The organism is Turicibacter sp. T129 (assembly GCF_025594975.1).
Taxonomy (GTDB): domain Bacteria; phylum Bacillota_I; class Bacilli_A; order MOL361; family Turicibacteraceae; genus Turicibacter; species Turicibacter bilis.
Map to the genome: position 1 here is coordinate 1 of NZ_JAMQUU010000073.1, position 20,634 is coordinate 20,634.

Below are 20,634 nucleotides of genomic sequence, written 5' to 3' on the forward strand. Positions count from 1 at the left end.
CATATCAATGAAAGACCTTCAGAAGTGATCCAAAGACTCTGCGAAAAAAATGTGAAAAACTTATCTGTTTCTATATATATTTCTCATAATAAGGTCAATGATCTTAGCCCACTTGAACACTTTAAAGAGCTTGATTTGTTTGATTATTCTTTTAATCAGATCTCTGATATTAGTAGTGTCAATAATCTAGAGGAAATCCGCTATGGAGATATAAATAGCCAGGCCATCTATCTTCCGTCACAAACTATAAAAAAAGGTGAATCTGTTGTCGTTACTAATCCAATAAAAGCTGAAGATGGAGTTGTTAGAGATATTGTTGTTAATGGTGGAAAATACGATGAATCAACGAATCAAATTATATGGGAAAACATCACAACTAACCAAACCTTATCTTATCAATTTACGAAGACTATTGATTACCCGAAATATGGTGGAATGATTGAGTTTTCAGGAACTGTCTTTGTTGATGTAGTCATTCTAGGAGAACCACCGATTCTGAGTGGAGTTGACGACTTAACTATTCCTTTTGGTGAAGAATTTAATCCTTTACAAGGTGTTCAAGGTTATGATGCTGAAGATGGTGATATTACCGATCAAATTATTGTTGAAGGCAAAGTTGATATTTTCACACCTGGAACATATGAACTCGTTTATCAGGTCACAGATTCGGAAAATCAAACGACGACAGCAACACGTATAATTACGGTTGAATTGCCGGCGTCTAGCATTAATCAAATACCAACTATAGAAGTAAAGGATCGAATTGTTAAAAAAGGAACAAACTTTGATCCGCTTGAAGGTGTTCAAGCTTATGATGTAGAAGATGGAGACATTACGAATCAAATTAAAGTCATTCATAATAATGTGAATACCAATCATGTAGGCACGTATCAAGTCATATATGAAGTGGTGGATAGTCAGGGAGCTAAGGCTACACGCTTGATTACTGTTCAAGTACGCGATATTCCGCAAACTGGGCTGTCACTGTTTAATTAAAAGGACCTCAAATGAGGTCCTGTTTTTGTAGGATATCTTCTATATATTCTCAATCTTCCTTGAACTGTGTTTAACGATATTATAATTTTTTTCTCATAGTCTAGCGAAATGAAGCGATGTGCCACCCCCGTACTAGAAAACTATATAATTATAACAGACTCAATGTCTTCAACTTTCATTTTTCTAATCAAATTAATTCTCTTTTTTAAACCAATACTCAATCTGTAATTTCATTGATTCTTGATGTTCTTCAAATTGTTTAAATCGATGTGCATTTGCACCAGAAGGATGAGGGAACCCTTTTAATATTTGATGCTCATTAATCAAGTTTTTATTTGATAAATAAAGAAGTACTTCTTCAACACCTTTACCAAGTGGGATAATCAAGACATCATCTAATTTAGATAACTCATCCACAAAGTGATCTGTGATATAACGAAGAAGTATAGGCGTTTTTAATAACTTTGGGGTATGCCCTGTATAATTCTTCCCTTTTACAAAGACAGGGTAGGGGATAAGTGAAACGGTATGTAATAAGTCATCATGTTCATTGAATAACTCATTGGCATCTTTTAACCCTAGGTAGTCGTTTAAATTTAATCGATTCAATAAAGCTAATAGATTTTGACGTAAACTTCCACTAAAACGTCCCGCTACCTTACAATGATATTTTATTTCATCTAGTGAAAGGCCTTCTTCAATCCTTATACGAGCTTCTGCTATTGCCGTACTCATTTGCTCAAAGCCAGGTGTAATCCCAACAATGAAAATCTTTGCTTTTGGATTTAAATACTCATTATGGGGAGCATAATAAATTTCAATATCACCATACTTTTCAACCAAAAGTTCAGGAATTAATAATTCATCTTTTGTGTACTTCTTTTTTAGGGGGAGTTGTTTAATCACTTCAATATAATCTTCTAGATGTTGTTTCATTAGTTTAACCTCACATTTTTCGAAATCCTTACTCATATACTTGGGATGGGGAGGGAGTTTCATGTTTAAATTCATTTGGAGAATTCTAATACTTATCAGCACTTCTTATGGTATTTATGGGGGTGTTTATATGGCGGCTGATTAACCAAACTTAGGCTTCTTATTATACTACACCACACAAAGTAACCTTTGGTGCTGTCTCTTCTTTTTATATTTAATGATGACAAATAGAAAAAGACCATGGATAAAAGGTGGGATTACGGCAGCGATTATCGTTACTTTTATATTATACCAATTCATCATCCTTCCTTACTGTTTAAAATATGGCTCAATGCATCAGTTATTTTCTTCAACAGATATTGCTGTTCATTACCTCTCTCCATTTCTTGTAGTGATGGACATGATTTTATTTGATAAGAATCAAGATTACTCTTGGTATATACCATTTCAGTGGTTATTAATTCCCATCATCTATTTCTTTTATATTGTTGGTCGTACATTCTTTCACCGACCTGTTCCAGAACCCGAGCATCCTTATCTTTATTTCTTTTTAGATATTACCGATATTGGGATTCAAAATTTTATCCACAACATTATTGGGATTACGCTCATCTTCTTAGTAGCAGGATACTTCGTTTTAATAATAAATCAAATAAAAGCTCACCTTCATTAAGGTGAGCTTTTATTTTTCAGTCTATCATTTCGCGTTTAAATAGTTACAAATGTCCATTATTCCGATTATTCAAATGCATTGACACTAAAGTTAAAAATGTTCCTTTCATTTTCTCACTCCTTTATGGGGATTTATAACACAAGTTTGAGAGAGGAAGAGAGTAAAAACACGATGGTTGATTTGTGGGCTCCCTATGCTATAATATCTTTAACCTATCTGTGAATAGGGCAATTATATAATAGAGGTGGATAAGATGTTAAAGAAGTTAGCTTCAGACGCATTAGGATTAAGTGATATTGGGAGAATTATTAGTCCGAGTGACTATGATAAAGTCGATGCTGATGATTTTATTATGCATGAGGATGAAGAGAAAATCTTTTTCTTAATTAAATCACGAACAGATGAGTACTGCTTTACCAACTTGGCTTTAATTCATGTTGATGGAACATCAGCAGTTAGTAAAAAACGTTTAGTGAAACGATATGATTACTATAAAAATGATATTAAACATGTCATGATTGAAACGGCTGGAACTGTCGATTTAGACTGTGAGTTAAAGTTTACGATGGGGAACGTTGACTTTTCAATTGATGTCAATCGTAATCAGCTAGAACAATTAAAAGATATTTATAAGGCATTAATTAAAATTGCTCATATCGTAGAAGAAAATAATATTTTACTAGAGAAATCTCAACAAACACTAAACTTAGCTGCACAAGCTTGTGGCTCACAACGATTTGAAACAGGAGATCTATCTCAAGTCTTCGCGAATGTTAATGAATATTCATTTAACTGGATTTATAAAGCACGTGAAACATATATTCAAAAAGATTTTACAGATGTTTTTAAAAATTATATTAATAACTAAAAAAAGAGAGCCTTGAGCTCTCTTTTTCTATTCAATATCAATTTTTAAATCACCATTATAATATTCAAAATCACGTTGACTGATTTCACGAATTACTTTACATGGATTTCCTACGGCAACAACATTAGCAGGGATATCTTTTGTTACAATACTTCCTGCACCAATCACCGTATTATCCCCAATCGTTACACCAGGAAGAACGACAGCACCTGCACCAATCCATACATTATTTCCAATCGTAATCGGAGAATTGAATTGAGCTTGTTTTCTTCGAAGTTCAGGGTGGATAGGGTGAGCAGCTGTTGCTAAGGTAACATTAGGTCCGAACATAACATTGTTTCCAACATAAATATGTGTATCGTCTACAAGGGTTAAATTGAAGTTAGCATAAACCCCATTTCCAAAGTGAACGTGATGTCCTCCCCAATTTGCATGAAGTGGAGGTTCAATATAGCATCCTTCTCCCACTTCAGCGAACATTTCTTTTAATAACTCTGTTCGTTTTTGAAGTTCGGTTGGACGTGTTTGGTTGAAGTCGTATAGACAATCTAAACATTTCTCTTGCTTTGCCATGAGTTCTTCATTATTGCAATAATATAATTTTTGATGATGCATACGCTCTAATGTTTCTTTGAAGTTCATATCTATTCCCCCTTTTTGATAATGCTTTCAGATGTTATCTTATCATGGGGATAATAGGAAATTCAATGTGGGAAACTTTATTAATTAGATGTATAATACTTTTTTAATTTTTCTAAATCTTTAGTATCGATCCATTCTTCAGAATATCCACAGTCACTACAAACATATCGATTAACAAGAATGGCACTAAAAATAGTCATTCCAATCATAATATTATTTCCGCTACCATAAGCGCCTGCTTTTCCAGGTATTTTTATAATTTCTGTACCTCCACATTTAGGGCAGGAGACATTATTTTTCATCTAATCACCTTCTTTACCTCATGGCCTTTTCCGGATAACTCACGCACGACCTCAATAGTTGGATTGGTATGACCATAAGCCGGAATACTGAAAAAGACAATCTTACTCATTGAAATCACCTATTATCATGAGCGACTTAACTTCTTCATATAATGAGTGATATTAGCATTATGATCGATAATAGGGTCAATCAGTGATTTCTTACAAGTCATGATTGTTGTAATGCCAGGCCCATGACCCATTTTTACACAATCACTATGTACAACAACTCCAATACTAACAGCACCTTTTAAATAGCCGCGTCCATAAGTATTATCACAATCTTGAAGTAAGACAAAGTCACCGAACTTTAATTTATCAAGATGAAGCCGTTTAATTTCATCCACATCAGCTGTCATGATATCGTAGTCGCCTGTATATGAACTAGCAGCACCGATGCCTGATCCCATTAAATAGGGTGGAACGATAGCAACAACAGGTACATGAATTTTACCATCGCACTCTGCAATTTCGAGTTGTTCAAATAAATCGGGATCGATATTCATAACTTTGATGTCTAGATAATCAAGTAATTGTAAACCTTGTCCATAGGCTTGAATTATGATTTTATCATCGATACATAAGTCTTCTAAAATACATTCATCAAAATGAATCATCGTATGCTCGATTCCACCATGAGTACCAGTGACATAACCTAGTTTACCTTTTACATCGCCACTAATAATTTTTGCTTTATTCCCAATACATGCAAATGTCGTTAATGCAGTATTTTCATTTTTATCTTCATTCCGGATAGAGACACCAGGCTCAACATGATCACCAGCCCATCCAAAAGCAGGATCCCCAATGTGAACATTATAAGAAATCCCCCCAGTAGCCGGTAAAACCATTGGAATTCCTTCATGAGTAATTCGATATCCCCCTCCAGTTGGATGATGAACCTTTCCCTGGACTGACCATTTTACGACACGATCACGATTTGTTCTTAGCATTTATAACACCTTCCTTTTGATAAAGCATATTGTTTATTCTAAAAAGATAGACGTTATTTTTATCGAAAATACCGATTAACGCTCACTGTCCTTTTCTCGACCGTTAAAGTGAAAAGGATAAAATTAGTCTTCTATATGATGGAGAAATAACTTTGAAAATCTAAATTTTTATTTTGATTATCAAAAAAATATTCACTTTTTCTAAAAAGTTATGTTATAATCCTTCACATAGTTTTATAAATAGTTAAATGTAATATGTTATGTAGTTTTAAATACTAAATGATTATAGGTGGTGAGTTAAATGGATATTAAACCATTGAAAATCGGAAAATTTACACTTGAGCTTCCAATTATCCAAGGTGGAATGGGGATTGGAATTTCGCGTTCAAACTTAGCAGCAGCTGTTTCAAATAGTGGAGGACTTGGAGTTTTATCAGGTGCACAAATTGGTCATGATGAACCAGATTTTGAAACGAATACATTACAAGCGAATTTAAGAGCGATTAAAAAACATATCCAAAAAGCAAAAGCAGTAGCAAAGGGAAAGATGATAGGAATTAACCTCATGGTGGCGATGGAACATTATGAAGAGCATGTTGAAGCAGCCGTTGAGGCAGGAGTAGATATTATTATTTCTGGTGCCGGTTTACCTTTAACATTACCCGCTCACTTAAAAGGAAGTCAAACGATGTTTGCACCTATCGTTTCAAGCGGTCGTGCAGCAAAAGCTTTACTCAAAAATTATGATCGTAAATATCAGGTAGCTCCTGACATGATCGTTATTGAAGGTCCAAAAGCTGGTGGACATTTAGGATTTAAAGCTGAAGATATTGAGAATGATACGATTGATTTAGATCAAATTGTCAGAGATGTCATTGAAGTTTCAGTGCCATATGCTGAAAAATACAATAAGGAAATTCCAATAATCGTTGCCGGCGGTGTCTTTGATGGGGCAGATATTGCTCATTACTTAGAATTAGGAGCCTCTGGTGTTCAAATGGCTACTCGATTTATTGCAACTGAGGAGTGTGATGCTCATCCAAATTTCAAACAAGCTATTATCGATGCAAAAGAAGAAGATATCATTTTAGTTAAGAGCCCAGTTGGGATGCCAGGACGTGCGATTCGTAATCCTTTTAGCGCTAAATATGGGATTCAACGTGAGAAAATCAAAAAATGTTATAACTGCGTTAAACCATGTAATCCAGCAACTACAGTTTATTGTATTAGTAAAGCTTTACTTCATGCGGTTCGAGGTGAAGTGGATGATGCCCTATTATTCTGTGGGGCGAATGCTTACCGAGTCAATGAATTAACAACAGTAGATGAATTAATGCAAACTTTAAAAAATGAAATCTTAGCTATCTAGATAAAAATTTCAAATGAATATTATGGAAATCATTGACAGAGTTTAATCTGTCCTTTATATTAAATATTATATTTGAAAATCAAACTATTTGAAAAATAAAGTATTTGAATTTAAAACTAATGGAGGAATTGAGATGAACCCGACAACTAATCCATCTACTAAAGATAAAAAGAAACCTGATTATATGGATCAAGTGTTACAACTCATGGATCGCTTCTCGGATAGTGATATGACCCAACTTCAAGTCGAAGTAGAAGGGTTTAAAATTTCACTTCAACGTGAAGTAAAAGAAATTATTCAAACAGTGACTCAGACGCAACCTAAAGTAGCGGAAGTTGTACCAGTGACTCAAACCCAAATTGTGGCTGTGAATAATGAAACAATTGAAGTGAGTTCCTCTACGGGTGGAAAGGAAGTAAAAGCACCATTAGTTGGAACGTTTTATAGTTCAAATGAACCTGGTGGAAAACCTTTTGTATCGGTAGGGGACACTGTTAAGAAGGGGCAACCACTCTGTATTATTGAAGCCATGAAGGTGATGAATGAAATTGAATCGCCATATGATGGTGTGATTAAAGAAATTAAAGTACAAAATGAAGAAGCAGTTGGCTTTGATCAAATTTTAATGGTTATTGAATAGTATATGAAGTTCGTAAAAAGGTGAGGTGTCAATATGCTACACAAGATATTAATTGCTAATCGTGGCGAAATTGCAGTCCGAATTATCCGTGCATGTAAAGAAATGGGGATCGAAACTGTTGCAATTTATTCAACAGCAGATGATAGAGGGCTACATGTGGACTTAGCTGATGAGGCGATCTGTGTGGGACCAACCAAAATTCAAGATAGCTACTTAAATATGAATAATATTTTGAGTGCATCAGTAGCCACTGGATGTGATGCCATTCATCCTGGCTTTGGTTTCTTATCTGAAAATAGTACTTTTGCTGCATTAACAGAAGAGTTAGGATTAAAATTTATCGGACCAAAAGGTTCAGTCATTGATAATATGGGAAATAAATCAAAGGCTCGTGAAATGATGATTGAAGCCGGTGTTCCTGTTGTACCAGGTTCGGATGGATTAATTGAAACAGTTGAGCAAGGAAAAGAGATTGCTCTTCAAATTGGTTATCCAGTTTTAGTTAAAGCATCAGCTGGTGGAGGGGGACGCGGAATGCGTATTATCCACAATGAAGGTGAATTTGAAGACTTATTTCAAACGGCAAAGTTAGAAGCAAAAATGGCATTTGGGGATGATTCAATGTACATGGAAAAATTCGTTGAAAATCCACGCCACATTGAATTTCAAATTTTAGCTGATCACTTTGGAAATGTTGTTCACTTATACGATCGCGATTGTTCAGTTCAACGTCGTAATCAAAAAGTCATTGAAGAAGCACCCTCTCCTGTTTTAGATGATGAAACACGTAGGAAAATGGGAGAAATGGCTGTTCGTGCAGCCCAAACAGTTGGATATGAAAATGCAGGAACGATTGAATTTTTATTAGATAAACACAATAACTTTTATTTTATCGAAATGAATACCCGTATTCAGGTTGAGCACCCAATTACAGAAATGATTACGGGGATTGATTTAATTAAAGAGCAAATTAAGATTGCATCTAACTTACCTTTATCTTTCAAGCAAGAAGATATTAAAGTGACAGGGCATGCCATCGAGTGTCGGATTAATGCTGAAAATCCATCTCAAAATTTCAAACCATCACCAGGTCAAGTGATGACATTGAATCTTCCAAGTGGATTTGGAGTTCGTGTAGATACATCTGTTTATCAGGGATATCATATTCCCCCTTTTTATGATTCAATGGTTGGAAAATTAATCGTTCACGGCGATGATCGTGAAGAAGCCATTGCTAAGATGAAACGATCATTAGAAGAATTAGTTGTTGAAGGAATCGAAACAAATATCGATTTCCAGTATGCCATCATGGAACATCCTAACTTTATTGAAAGTGATTATGATACAAGTTTTATTCAGAAACATATGCATGAATTGGAGGTGAGCTAGAACATGGGATTCTTTTTACAACGTCAAAAGAAAGTAAAACCATCTACACCTAAACGAGATATTAATGATGGGATTTATACAAAATGTGAGTCTTGTAAAGAAGTTTTAGCTATCAGGCAACTGAATTCAAACTTGGAGGTTTGCCCAAGTTGTGGCTTTCATCATCGAATGTCTGCAGCTAAACGCCTTGAAAGTCTTGTTGATGAGGGAACGTTTAAGGAAATTAATCACCGATTATTTACGCTTAATCCACTTAACTTTCCAGGTTATGAAAAGAAAATTCAAGGATTGATGGAAGACAACGGAATTAATGAGGCCGTTATCACAGGGATTGGAAAAATAAATGGTCAAACAGTAGCGATTGGTGTAATGGATAGTTATTTTTTAATGGCAAGTATGGGGTCTGTTGTTGGGGAAAAGATTACTCGTTTAATCGAAGTATCTATCTCGCGAAAGTTACCATTGATTCTTGTCTGTGCTTCAGGTGGAGCTCGTATGCAAGAAGGTATATATTCATTGATGCAGATGGCTAAAACATCAGCCGCCCTTGCGAAGCATCATCAGGCAGGTTTACTTTATCTGAGTGTGTTAACTCAACCAACCATGGGAGGAGTAACGGCTTCATTTGCCACACTTGGAGATATTATTATTGCTGAAAAAGGAGCTGCGATTGGATTTGCAGGGTGCCGTGTTGTTGAACAGACGATTAAACAATCACTACCAGATCACTTCCAAACAGCAGAATTTTTACAAGAAAAAGGACTTGTTGACATCGTTGTTAGCCGTCAAAAGTTAAAGCAAACAATCTCAGAACTCGTTGAATTACATGAAGGGAGTGATGCGTAATGTCAATTTTAGATCTTGAAGCTAAAATTGCAGAAATTCAAGCTCGTCTTGATGAGATTTCCATTGAAAATCATGCAGAAGTTGAAGAACTACAACAGCAATTACGCCTTTATAAAACTCGTGCCTATGAAAATTTAACAGCCTGGGACCATGTCACATTAGCACGTCATCCAAAACGCCCTAAAGCTCGTGATTACATCGATTACATTTTTGATTCGTTTATCGAATTACATGGCGATCGCTTATATCGAGATGATGAAGCTATTATTGGCGGAATCGCAAAGCTAGGCAATCAAGTCGTGACTGTTATTGCTCATCAAAAAGGGAATACGACGGCTGAAAACATTAAATATAACTTCGGAATGCCCCATCCAGAAGGATATCGAAAAGCGTTACGTTTAATGAAACAAGCTGAAAAATTTAATCGTCCAGTCATTACTTTTATTGATACGCCAGGTGCTTATCCTGGGCCAGAAGCGGAAGAGCGTGGGCAAGGTCATGCAATTGCAGAGTGTTTACGAGATATGTCGAGCTTAAAAGTTCCAACTCTTTCAATCGTTATTGGAGAAGGTGGAAGTGGTGGAGCATTAGCACTTGGTGTTAGTGACCAAATTTGGATGTTACAATATGCCATCTACTCAATTCTGTCACCTGAGGGGTTTGCTTCGATTTTATATAAAGATGGTTCACGTGCCAAGGAAGCGGCTGAAGTCATGAAGCTGACAGCTAATCATTACTTAGAAATGGGGATTATTGAACGTATTATCAAGGAACCAATTGGTGGAGCCCATCAATTTCCACAATATGTTTTTGATCAATTAAAATCTCAATTAGAAGAATATTTAACTCAAACACAGAAATTATCTACCAAACAAATGCTAGCTAAACGTTATCGAAAATATCGTTCGATTGGAGAATATGATCACTTCAATCGTTAATTTATCAGAAAGTTGAGGTGAGTTTAGTGGGGATTAAAATTGTTGGAAGTGGTCTTTATGTTCCAACTTCAAAGCTTAGCAATAAACAACTTGAGTCAATTGTTGAAACAACCGATGAATGGATTTCAACCCGGACAGGGATTGCTAATCGTCATATTGTTTCAACTGAAAATACCGTTGATTTAGCTTATGAATCAGCTAAACGTGCCATTGAACACGGTAATGTCGATCCTTCAGAAATTGGGTTAATTATTGTTGCAACATTCACACCGGAACAATTAACCCCCTCAACGGCTTGTCTCGTTCAATCAAGACTTGGATTGAATCATCAACAAATGATTGCCTTTGATATCAATGCTGCTTGTACTGGGTTCGTTTATGCCTTAAGTATTGCTGAACAATTTCTCAAAGCCAAAACAGTCAAAAAAGCATTAGTTATCGGCTCAGAGGTTTTATCAAAAATTATGGATTGGGAAGACCGTTCAACGTGTGTTTTATTTGGAGATGGAGCAGGAGCGGCTGTTGTAGAATATGACGATAGTATTGAACATAGTTTTTATTTGAATTCATCAGGTGATGAACAAGGGGCTTTAAAAACAACTAAACTTTCAGTTAATAACCCGTTACATCAAGAAGAAATTGAACCTATTCATTTTTATATGAATGGACAACAAGTGTTTAAATTTGCTGTGACCGCAATAAAAGAAACCATAACAACCTTATTAACACAAAATAATCTTTCATTAGATGATATTAATTTAGTTATCCCACATCAAGCCAATAAACGAATCATTGATAAAGTTGTTAAAGATTTAAAAGCTTCAAGCGAGCAGTTCTTTTTAAATGTCTCGGATTATGGAAATACATCAGCAGCAAGTATACCAATCGCATTAAATGATGCCATCACAAAACAACAAATTAAAAATGGCGATCAAATCATGCTCATCGGATTTGGTGGCGGATTAACATGGGGCGGATGTATCGTCTCTATTTAGACTTCAATTATAAAGGAGGATAAAAAGATGTCTTTGACAACTTTATTAAATATAAAATATCCAATTATCCAAGGGGGGATGGCGAACATCTCTTTAGCCGAACTTGCTGCTGCCGTTTCAAATGCAGGTGGACTTGGAATTATTGGTTCTGGTGGTTGGGATGCCGATCGCTTAAAAAGTGAAATTAGAAAATGTAAAGAACTAACAGATAAACCTTTTGGTGTTAACTTAATGCTAATGAATCCACATTGTGATGATTTAGCTAAAGTCATCGTTGAAGAAGGAGTAAAAGTTGTTACAACTGGGGCTGGAAGTCCTGGTCCATATATCGCTATGTTCAAAGAAGCAGGAATTAAAATAATTCCAGTTGTTCCTTCAGTTGCACTAGCTAAACGTATGGCTCGTCTAGGAGTTGATGCAATCATTGCCGAAGGAACGGAATCAGGTGGGCACGTAGGTGAATTAACAACAATGGCACTTCTTCCCCAAGTTGTAGACGCCGTTGATTTACCAGTCATCGCTGCAGGTGGAATTGCTGATGGACGTGGATTCATTGCTGCTATGGCATTAGGTGCATGTGGTGTTCAAATTGGAACCCGCTTCTTAACAGCTAAAGAATGCCCAGTGCATGATAACTACAAACAAGCAATACTCAAAGCAAAAGATACAGATACCGTCGTAACGGGACGTAGTGTCGGAGTTCCAGTACGTTGTTTAAAAAATTCAATGACTCGTGAATATATTGCGCTTGAAAAACAAGGAGTGTCAGCGGAGGAACTTGAATATTTAACCTTAGGCTCACTTCGTAAAGCAGTCCTTGAAGGTGATACAAAAGGTGGTTCGGTAATGGTTGGCCAAGTGGCAGGAATGCTTTCACAAGTTCAAACTGTTTCTGAAATTATAGAAGATATCTACAATCATGCGTCAACAGTTAGTCAAAATCTAAAAATTGGTTAATGATAAAGGGAGAATTGATTATGTCAAAAATCGCATTTCTGTTTTCAGGACAAGGGTCACAATATGTAGGAATGGGACAATCATTTTATGAATCAAGTGAAACAGCACGTCGATTAATGGACGAAGCTAATACTTTACTACCATTCGATTTAAAAGAAATCTGCTTTGAAGATTCAAAAGAGTTAATTAATCAAACCACTTATACACAACCCGCTATCTTTGTTGTCTCTCAAATGGCATTAGCTCTATTAAAGGAAGCTGGAATTAAAGCCGATGTTGTAGCTGGATTTAGCTTAGGAGAATATTCAGCTTTATGTGCAGCTCATGTCTTCAATTTTACAGAGGGTGTTTCACTTGTGGCGAAGAGGGGAGAATTGATGGGGACTGCTTCAAATAACGGAAAAATGGCAGCTTTATTAGGATTAGATCTACAAAAAGCACAAGCCGTCTGTGATGAAGCATCATCTAAAGGAATCGTTGAGCTCGCTAACTTAAACTGTCCAGGACAAATTGTCATCGGTGGGGAAGCACAAGCCGTGACGTATGCTTGTGAAATTGCTAAAAATCATGGAGCAAAACGTGCTTTAGTTTTACCTGTAAGTGGGCCATTCCATACGTCTTTATTAAAAGAAACAGCTCAAACTTTTGGGCAATTACTAGAATCAAAAGAGTTAAAAGAACCTCAAACCCCAATTGTTTTAAATGTACTTGGTGATTATTATCAGACAGACTTAAACTTAAAAGAATTAATGGTTCAACAAATGGCCACTAGCGTGAAATGGGAAGCGAGTATTCGTCAAATGATAGCAAACGGTGTTGATACCTTCATCGAAATTGGTCCTGGAAAAACATTAAGTGGATTTGTTAAAAAAATTGATCGAAGTGTAAAAATCTTAAACGTTGAAGATATGGATTCACTACAGAAAACACTTGCTGCATTAAATAGCTAGGAGGAGAATCAGATGAAATTAAACGGAAAAGTAGCCCTTGTCACAGGAGCTTCGCGTGGAATTGGAGCAGCTATTGCTTCAAAACTTGCCTCACTTGGTTGCGATGTTGCGATTAACTATGCTGGAAATATCCAAAAAGCAGAAGAAACATTAAATTCAGTGAAAGCATATGGCGTGAATGCACAAATCTATCAAGCAAACGTCGCTAACTACGAAGAAGTCGAAGCAATGACAAAACAAATTATTAAAGACTTCGGTCATTTAGATATCATTATTAACAATGCCGGAATTACGTCAGATAATCTAATGATGAGAATGGATCAGGATTCATTTGATTCTGTTATTGATGTGAACTTAAAAGGAACATGGAATGTATGTAAGAGTATTACACGTCCAATTCTAAAACAGCGTTCAGGCGTGATTATTAACTTATCATCAGTTGTTGGAATCAACGGGAATGTGGGACAAGTTAACTATGCAGCTTCTAAAGCAGGAGTCATCGGATTAACGAAATCACTAGCAAAAGAATTTGCATCACGCAATATTCGTGTAAATGCTGTTGCCCCTGGTTATGTAAAATCAGATATGACTGCTAAATTATCAGAAGAAATTACAGAAAAAGTATTAGAAAATATCCCGTTAGGACAACTAGGGGAAGTAGAAGATATCGCCAATTCAGTCGCATTTTTAGTAAGTGATGAAGCGCGCTATATTACCGGTCAAGTTTTAGTTGTTGACGGTGGAATGGCAATTTAAATAAGGAAGGTGTAATTAATGAGTAAACGTAGAGTCGTAGTTACTGGATTAGGAACTGTTTGTCCAGTTGGAAATGATGTTGAAACGATGTGGGAAAACATTAAAAACGGAGTTTGTGGAATCGATGAAATTACTCATTTTGATACAACGGACTTCAAAGTCAAATTGGCTGGGGAAATTAAAAACCTTAATGTAGAGGATTATATCAATAAAAAAGAAGCAAAACGTTTAGATCGTTTTAGCCAACTAGCGATGATTGCCTCAAAACAAGCATACGAAGATGCAAGACTTAACCCGGAAGAAATCGATGCTAACCGTTTTGGAATCATCTTAAGTTCAGGAATTGGTGGGTTAGAAACCATCGAAAATGAAAAAGAAAAAGGTCTTAAAAAGGGATATGAACGCGTCTCTCCATTTTTCATCCCAATGGCAATTGGAAACTTAGCAGCTGGTAACGTGGCTATCATGTTAGGTGCTAAAGGGGCATGTTTAGATATTGTGACAGCCTGTGCAGCGGGAACAAACTCAATTGGAGAAGCATTCAAATACGTTCGTGATGGTTATGCAGACATTATGTTAACAGGTGGAGCTGAAGCCTCGATTACACCACTTGGAATTGGTGGATTCTCATCGATGAAAGCTTTATCAACAGCAACTGATAAAAATCGTGCCTCAATTCCGTTCGACGCAGAACGTAATGGATTTGTTATGGGAGAAGGAGCTGGAGCATTAGTATTAGAAGAATATGAGCACGCTAAGAAACGCGGGGCAACTATTTACGCTGAAATCATCGGATATGGAGTAAGTTGTGATGCCTTCCATATGACAGCACCTGATGCTGAAGCAAACGGAGCAGCAGCCTGCTTTAAAATGGCACTTAATGACGCCCAAATATCAGCAGATGATATTGACTACATTAACGCCCATGGTACATCAACACCATTAAACGATAAACTAGAAACATTAGGGGTTAAGAAAGTCTTTGGTGAAGATACAAAAGTCATGCTAAGTTCAACTAAAGGAAACACAGGTCATCTCCTAGGAGCAGCGGGGGCAGTTGAAGCTATTATTACCGTTAAATCATTACAAGATGGATTTGTTCCAGGAACGATTAACTATTCACAACCAGATCCTGAATGTAATTTAGATATCGTCCCTAATCAAGGACGTAAACAAGACATTCAATATGCCATGTCTAACTCATTAGGATTTGGTGGTCATAATGCATGCATCGTCCTTAAAAAATACGCTGGATAATCAAAAAATCTTTCTATATTATATAGGAAAATAAGAAGGTGAAGAAATGGTCTTAAATAGCAATCAAATTCAAGAAATTATCCCACACCGTTATCCATTCTTACTTATCGATCGAATCGATGAACTAGAACCAGGAAAACGTGCTTTAGGAGTTAAATGTGTTTCAGCTAATGAGATGCAATTCATGGGACACTTTCCACAACAACACGTCATGCCGGGCGTACTCATTATTGAAGCATTAGCACAAGTCGGAGCAGTCGCTATTTTAAGCTTAGAAGATAACAAGGGAAAAATCGCATACTTTGCTGGAATCAAATCAGCAAAATTCCGTCAAAAAGTCATTCCAGGTGATGTTCTCACATTAGAAACTGAACTCATCAAAGTTAAAGGAAGTATTGGAGTTGGTAAAGCAGTGGCTAAACTGGGAGATAAAGTAGCCGTTGAAGCTGAACTTACCTTTGCGATTGGATAATAAAAAGGGTGTAGAAAACTTAAAATTTCTACACCCTTTTTAATTATTGAACAAACATTATTGCTATAATAAAATAAAATCTAAAAAAAGTAGGTGTTAAAATGCCATTCTTACTAGGACTATTATTAATATTAGTTATATTTATAGGAATATTCTTTTTCCTGATCCAATCCAAAAAAATAAACTTTAAAAATAAAAAAAGGATACTTCAGGCTGAATTAGCGATTAATATTATCATTACACTCATATTATTAATTATTAGTGGATTAGGAATGACAATGTATTTCATTGTCTTTTGGCTAATCATTAGTGCACTTTGTTACTATCTATATAGTAATAACCATGAAAAACTAGGCTTCATAGGAACAGCATTCTGTACATTTTTCCTATGTATCTTCTTAATTTTACAACTTTGGATTTACGGAACATCATATTAAAAATATTTCGGGGGGAATAAAATATGATTAAAACGAACTTTCACACACATACAAAACGTTGCCAACATGCAGGTGGCGAAGATATTGAATATATCCAAGAAGCTATTAATGCAGGATTTAGTACATTAGGATTTTCAGATCATGCGCCATATCCAGACGATCGCTTTGGATTAAGAATGAAATATTCTGAATTAGATGAATACATCGAAACAATGAAAAAATTAAAAGAACAATTTAAAAATCAAATTCAACTACGTATTGGACTAGAAATTGAATACGATTCTCGAAAATCAGCATACTATGAACAGTTAATTAATGAAAAGGGAATTGACTATCTTGTATTAGGACAACACATTTATGTATCTGACCAAAAAAAATATATTAATACATACTTCCTTGAAAATACAATCCAGTATATCGAATATGCTAAATCAATTGAACAGGCACTAGCTACTGGCTATTTCGCTTTTGTCGCACACCCAGATTTAATGTTTCTTAATAATATGGAATGGGATGATAATTGTGAACAAGCTAGTAACATCATTATTGAGGCAGCGAATAGATACCAGACGCCCCTCGAATTTAATGCCAACGGTTTACGCCGAGGAATTCAAGAATACAGTGATGGAAAAAGATACCCTTATCCACATATGAAATTTTGGAAGCTAGTTGCTGATAAACAAATACCTGTATTGATTAACTCAGATGCCCATCATCCATCAAATATTAATGATGAATATGTTTCTAATGCAAGCCAAATGGCAATCAACTTAAACTTAAACATAATTAGTGATTATCAATAATCTTAGCTTCTAGTCGGCCCCTTTTTATTAATGTACTTTAAATTAAGGCTAGAAATGGGTGGACGACATGAAACGTAGATTTCTAATAATGAGTTTATCACTTGTCATGATAGTATTACCTAGTATCATTGCTAATGCGGATGATAGTAATCATGAAGCTAGAATGAAAATGTATAAAGACTATGAATTAGCCTCAGGAGTTCCCTGGTATGAAATTGCTGCAGTTGATCAGTATGAAAGAAATATTTATAAATTTAGAGAAGAATGCAAGGATTTAAAGTACGATACTATTTCCATCTGTATGATTAATGAACGCTGGTCAGGACCTGAGAATCCATATTATTATGATAATGACAGCTATACAATTAATCTTTTTGGTGGAATTGCTAAAGATGGTGATGGAGATGGTGTAGCAGATATTAATAATGAACATGATGTTATGTATACGATGGTCGAATACTTAAGATCATTCGATGACTTTGAAGGCGCAATAGAAGCCTACTATCAAAAAGAACAAGCAGTTATGGTCATCAAAGAAATTGCTAGTTTATTTGAACATTTTGATACGATAGTGTTAGATAAGCGATCATTACCAGTTTCAAAGCGTTATAGTTATAGTTTTCAAGATAACTACGGAGCTGCTCGAAGCTGGGGGGGAGCAAGATCTCATGAAGGAATAGATATCTTTGCATGTTATTCAACTCCTGTTTTATCGACTGCATATGGCGTAGTAGAAATAATGGGATGGAATGATTATGGCGGATACCGAATTGGGATTAGAGATATTTATAATACTTATCAATACTATGCCCACCTACAAGGTTTCGAAGGAGATTTAAAAGAAGGAGATATTGTAGAACCTGGACAAGTCATCGGATATGTAGGAAGTACAGGTTATGGTAAGGAGGGGACAAGCGGAAAGTTCCCACCACATTTACATTTTGGTCTATATAAATATGACGGACGTTGCGAATGGGCCTTTAATCCTTACCCACATCTAAGACGTTGGGAAAAAGAAAAACAATAATAAAGAGGGCAGTAATATGTGTATATTACTGCTTTTTTTAATAAAATAAAAAAAAGTTTGTAAAAAGTGTTGACTCTATTTGTAGAGCATGATATTATATAGAAGTCGTCAGGGACGACAAGAAAAAAAACAAAATGGAGCAGTACTCAAGTGGCTGAAGAGGTGCCCCTGCTAAGGGTATAGGTCGGGCAACCGGCGCGAGGGTTCAAATCCCTCCTGCTCCGCCATTATAAAAATGAATTGGTGAATTAAAAGTATGGCCCGTTGGTGAAGCGGTTTAACACACATGCCTTTCACGCATGCATACACGGGTTCGAATCCCGTACGGGTCACCATTCAAAAGGTCCAGTGGTGTAGCGGTTAACATGCCTGCCTGTCACGCAGGAGATCGCGGGTTCGATTCCCGTCTGGACCGCCATTTTAAAAAACGGGAAGTGGCTCAGCTTGGTAGAGCACCTGGTTTGGGACCAGGGGGTCGCAGGTTCGAATCCTGTCTTCCCGACCATTCGAATAAGCGGGTGTAGTTTAATGGTAGAACTTCAGCCTTCCAAGCTGACTGTGAGAGTTCGATTCTCTTCACCCGCTCCATTAATTTCATTGTGATGTGCCATGAATAAGCTGTATGCGGTCGTGGCGGAATGGTAGACGCGCCAGCTTGAGGGGCTGGTAGGAGCAATCCTGTGGAGGTTCGAGTCCTCTCGGCCGCACCATAATGAATGTCTAATCAACATCATCAAGAATAGCATAAACAGCGCCCATAGCTCAATTGGATAGAGCGTTTGACTACGGATCAAAAGGTTAGGGGTTCGACTCCTCTTGGGCGCGCCATAATAACAGATAATAATGAGTTCGAAGGAACTCTTTTTTTATTTCTTGTATACGAATGTATAACATTTAGGTAGTCGTTTTTATTTATTATGTTTACTTAAAAATACAATTTATCTATAATATGTCATTGATTTTAAATCCTAGCAGCCTAAGCTACTAGGGTTTTTTAAATTTAATTAGTTTTGAATTATGAGCTAAGTGATTTGAAGCGATAAAAGTTACAATATCTCAAGGGATTTCGTTAAATGCTATATTTTATTATTAATTCTTTTTCAATAGGAATAATAGTATACGAACTTATTATGTGTGTTAAAAATAGCAGCTTAGTTTTCAAAATTTGAAGAGTAGCTTGAAGTTCAGAGAAATTAATTTGAAACATCAGATGTTTGAAACACTAAACGAAGTAATAAGTTGTGTATTGAGATAGTGAGCAGAGTTTAAAAGTAATCAATAGTGACCTCTAAAATGATTATTTTTCTATGGATTTCTTAGTTACTGATATTGTAACAGGAGAGACTTAACATCTTTTTTTGATAATATGAAAGGAAGGTGGTACTTATCTAGTAACAGTCAATACTATAAAACCCAAACTAGGATTAGTTTTCTTTTATAATTTAAGAAAGTGTAAACAATTATTATAGCGATCAACTATATATCTTATAGTAAATAGACTAATATATTTATGTGTTTAGTTTGAGCAGAGGGAATTTCTATTTTAATGGCCGTATAAAAACGTGTTTGACGTTCAACAAAGGTAGGTAAACAACTGTTAATTTTACTACGACTCGAAATAGTGGTATCTACTGCTCCTCAAAGGAAAATACCTTGTTGTTACCAACAGAGATGAGAATCCTACTCCCCGTTCCCTACCAGTGGAGGATTTATTCATCTTCTATGAAGGGGGGAGCACATGTCCAAACGTTTCACGTCTTTTTACTTCTTTTGGACGTTGATGAATCGAGGTTCGAATATGTTAAGATTGGGATAACTCATGCATAGATCTCCTTTTTAAGAATTTGGTGTGGTAACTTCATTCAATAACAAATATTCTATTTATGAGCTTTTTTTATATGTCATACTTAATATTATAATTTGTGTTATATAAAAATGAATCATTCGAATACATATAGCAACAAAAGGCAAAGAAACTATTTATTATAATTAATTTCAAAAAAAACAAGAAAGTGTTGACAGGTTTCGACAGCGGTGATATTATATAGAAGTCGAAAGACAGAGGAATTAATCAAATTGAGGTTTTATTCTATATTTCAAAAAGGGTGTTGACAAAAAACAGCACCGATGATAAACTTAGAAAGTCGAAAAAAGGTCCAGTGGTGTAGCGGTTAACATGCCTGCCTGTCACGCAGGAGATCGCGGGTTCGATTCCCGTCTGGACCGCCATTTTTAATGGCCCGTTGGTGAAGCGGTTTAACACACATGCCTTTCACGCATGCATACACGGGTTCGAATCCCGTACGGGTCACCATTACTAAAAAATTTTAAAAAGTGTTTGACAGAAAGAGACAGACATGATAAACTAATAAAGTCGCCAAAACAAGGT

Annotated in this window: 19 protein-coding genes, 9 tRNA genes and 1 pseudogene; 25 read left to right on the forward strand and 4 right to left on the reverse strand. The window is 35.9% G+C overall.

All coding sequences use genetic code 11. The annotated features are described in order from the left end of the window. Window positions 1-996: immunoglobulin-like domain-containing protein (locus NEH75_RS11290; protein WP_262948885.1), on the forward strand; the 996-nt coding region annotated here is incomplete at its 5' end. Between the two features lie 192 nt (window positions 997-1,188). On the opposite strand, the gene NEH75_RS11295 is transcribed toward NEH75_RS11290, so the two are convergent. Continuing rightward, entirely contained in the window at window positions 1,189-1,932 is a 744-nt protein-coding gene (locus NEH75_RS11295) for a hypothetical protein (RefSeq protein ID WP_055305311.1), read from the reverse strand. A gap of 169 nt (window positions 1,933-2,101) precedes the next feature. Here NEH75_RS11295 and NEH75_RS11300 point away from each other — a divergent pair. Beyond that, window positions 2,102-2,605 (forward strand): annotated as a pseudogene (locus NEH75_RS11300) (Pr6Pr family membrane protein); the annotation flags it as partial. A 253-nt stretch (window positions 2,606-2,858) separates the two neighbouring features. After that, window positions 2,859-3,473: a PH domain-containing protein gene (locus NEH75_RS11305; RefSeq protein WP_055244777.1), complete on the forward strand. Its 615-nt coding sequence runs from the start codon at window positions 2,859-2,861 to the stop codon at window positions 3,471-3,473. 27 nt (window positions 3,474-3,500) lie between these two features. On the opposite strand, the gene NEH75_RS11310 is transcribed toward NEH75_RS11305, so the two are convergent. The 3 genes from NEH75_RS11310 to NEH75_RS11320 all read right to left on the reverse strand — a co-directional run bounded on the left by NEH75_RS11310 (window position 3,501) and on the right by NEH75_RS11320 (window position 5,409). Further along, a complete protein-coding gene (locus NEH75_RS11310; RefSeq protein ID WP_055244776.1) occupies window positions 3,501-4,115 on the reverse strand; it encodes a sugar O-acetyltransferase in 615 nt (204 codons plus the stop codon). Between the two features lie 80 nt (window positions 4,116-4,195). Beyond that, on the reverse strand, window positions 4,196-4,417 hold the full coding sequence (locus NEH75_RS11315) for a hypothetical protein (RefSeq protein WP_055305312.1): 222 nt from the start codon (window positions 4,415-4,417) through the stop codon (window positions 4,196-4,198). Window positions 4,418-4,542: 125 nt separating this feature from the next. After that, window positions 4,543-5,409, reverse strand: coding sequence for a DUF4438 domain-containing protein (locus NEH75_RS11320; RefSeq protein ID WP_262948886.1), 867 nt, complete (start codon window positions 5,407-5,409; stop codon window positions 4,543-4,545). A gap of 301 nt (window positions 5,410-5,710) precedes the next feature. Between NEH75_RS11320 and NEH75_RS11325 the strand changes: the two genes are divergently transcribed. The 22 genes from NEH75_RS11325 to NEH75_RS11430 all read left to right on the forward strand — a co-directional run bounded on the left by NEH75_RS11325 (window position 5,711) and on the right by NEH75_RS11430 (window position 20,559). Then, window positions 5,711-6,778 carry an NAD(P)H-dependent flavin oxidoreductase gene (locus NEH75_RS11325; protein ID WP_055305314.1) on the forward strand — a complete coding sequence of 356 codons (1,068 nt, stop codon included), beginning with the start codon at window positions 5,711-5,713 and terminating at the stop codon, window positions 6,776-6,778. Window positions 6,779-6,911: 133 nt separating this feature from the next. After that, a complete protein-coding gene (accB, locus tag NEH75_RS11330; RefSeq protein ID WP_055277305.1) occupies window positions 6,912-7,418 on the forward strand; it encodes an acetyl-CoA carboxylase biotin carboxyl carrier protein in 507 nt (168 codons plus the stop codon). 33 nt (window positions 7,419-7,451) lie between these two features. Continuing rightward, entirely contained in the window at window positions 7,452-8,807 is a 1,356-nt protein-coding gene (locus NEH75_RS11335) for an acetyl-CoA carboxylase biotin carboxylase subunit (protein ID WP_055244760.1), read from the forward strand. A 3-nt stretch (window positions 8,808-8,810) separates the two neighbouring features. Beyond that, window positions 8,811-9,653: an acetyl-CoA carboxylase, carboxyltransferase subunit beta gene (gene accD, locus NEH75_RS11340; RefSeq protein WP_055305315.1), complete on the forward strand. Its 843-nt coding sequence runs from the start codon at window positions 8,811-8,813 to the stop codon at window positions 9,651-9,653. After that, window positions 9,653-10,591, forward strand: coding sequence for an acetyl-CoA carboxylase carboxyltransferase subunit alpha (locus tag NEH75_RS11345; protein WP_055305316.1), 939 nt, complete (start codon window positions 9,653-9,655; stop codon window positions 10,589-10,591). Before accD ends, NEH75_RS11345 begins: the two co-directional genes overlap by 1 nt. 26 nt (window positions 10,592-10,617) lie before the next feature. Then, window positions 10,618-11,586, forward strand: a complete 969-nt coding sequence (locus tag NEH75_RS11350; protein ID WP_055305317.1) for a beta-ketoacyl-ACP synthase III — start codon at window positions 10,618-10,620, stop codon at window positions 11,584-11,586. A 27-nt stretch (window positions 11,587-11,613) separates the two neighbouring features. Continuing rightward, window positions 11,614-12,543 (forward strand): enoyl-[acyl-carrier-protein] reductase FabK, encoded by a 930-nt coding sequence (fabK, locus tag NEH75_RS11355; RefSeq protein WP_055305318.1) that lies wholly within the window; start codon window positions 11,614-11,616, stop codon window positions 12,541-12,543. Window positions 12,544-12,563: 20 nt separating this feature from the next. Continuing rightward, on the forward strand, window positions 12,564-13,493 hold the full coding sequence (fabD, locus tag NEH75_RS11360; protein ID WP_055305319.1) for an ACP S-malonyltransferase: 930 nt from the start codon (window positions 12,564-12,566) through the stop codon (window positions 13,491-13,493). 12 nt (window positions 13,494-13,505) lie between these two features. Further along, window positions 13,506-14,249 carry a 3-oxoacyl-[acyl-carrier-protein] reductase gene (fabG, locus tag NEH75_RS11365; RefSeq protein ID WP_055305320.1) on the forward strand — a complete coding sequence of 248 codons (744 nt, stop codon included), beginning with the start codon at window positions 13,506-13,508 and terminating at the stop codon, window positions 14,247-14,249. A gap of 18 nt (window positions 14,250-14,267) precedes the next feature. Beyond that, window positions 14,268-15,506 carry a beta-ketoacyl-ACP synthase II gene (gene fabF / locus NEH75_RS11370; protein ID WP_055305321.1) on the forward strand — a complete coding sequence of 413 codons (1,239 nt, stop codon included), beginning with the start codon at window positions 14,268-14,270 and terminating at the stop codon, window positions 15,504-15,506. Between the two features lie 46 nt (window positions 15,507-15,552). Beyond that, window positions 15,553-15,978 (forward strand): 3-hydroxyacyl-ACP dehydratase FabZ, encoded by a 426-nt coding sequence (fabZ, locus tag NEH75_RS11375; RefSeq protein WP_055244745.1) that lies wholly within the window; start codon window positions 15,553-15,555, stop codon window positions 15,976-15,978. 460 nt (window positions 15,979-16,438) lie between these two features. Continuing rightward, on the forward strand, window positions 16,439-17,218 hold the full coding sequence (locus tag NEH75_RS11380; protein WP_055277318.1) for a histidinol-phosphatase: 780 nt from the start codon (window positions 16,439-16,441) through the stop codon (window positions 17,216-17,218). A 67-nt stretch (window positions 17,219-17,285) separates the two neighbouring features. After that, the gene (locus tag NEH75_RS11385; RefSeq protein ID WP_055244741.1) at window positions 17,286-18,245 is read left to right on the forward strand and encodes a M23 family metallopeptidase; all 960 of its coding nucleotides are present in this window, start codon (window positions 17,286-17,288) and stop codon (window positions 18,243-18,245) included. A gap of 136 nt (window positions 18,246-18,381) precedes the next feature. Then, a tRNA-Ser gene (locus NEH75_RS11390) sits at window positions 18,382-18,472 on the forward strand. Between the two features lie 31 nt (window positions 18,473-18,503). Then, a tRNA-Glu gene (locus NEH75_RS11395) sits at window positions 18,504-18,580 on the forward strand. A 7-nt stretch (window positions 18,581-18,587) separates the two neighbouring features. Then, a tRNA-Asp gene (locus NEH75_RS11400) sits at window positions 18,588-18,663 on the forward strand. A gap of 10 nt (window positions 18,664-18,673) precedes the next feature. Next, window positions 18,674-18,750, forward strand: a tRNA-Pro gene (locus tag NEH75_RS11405). 9 nt (window positions 18,751-18,759) lie between these two features. Continuing rightward, a tRNA-Gly gene (locus tag NEH75_RS11410) sits at window positions 18,760-18,833 on the forward strand. A gap of 36 nt (window positions 18,834-18,869) precedes the next feature. Beyond that, window positions 18,870-18,955: transfer RNA gene (locus NEH75_RS11415), tRNA-Leu, on the forward strand. 41 nt (window positions 18,956-18,996) lie between these two features. Next, window positions 18,997-19,073, forward strand: a tRNA-Arg gene (locus NEH75_RS11420). A gap of 1,325 nt (window positions 19,074-20,398) precedes the next feature. Further along, a tRNA-Asp gene (locus NEH75_RS11425) sits at window positions 20,399-20,474 on the forward strand. Window positions 20,475-20,482: 8 nt separating this feature from the next. Continuing rightward, window positions 20,483-20,559, forward strand: a tRNA-Glu gene (locus NEH75_RS11430). Window positions 20,560-20,634 lie beyond the last annotated feature (75 nt).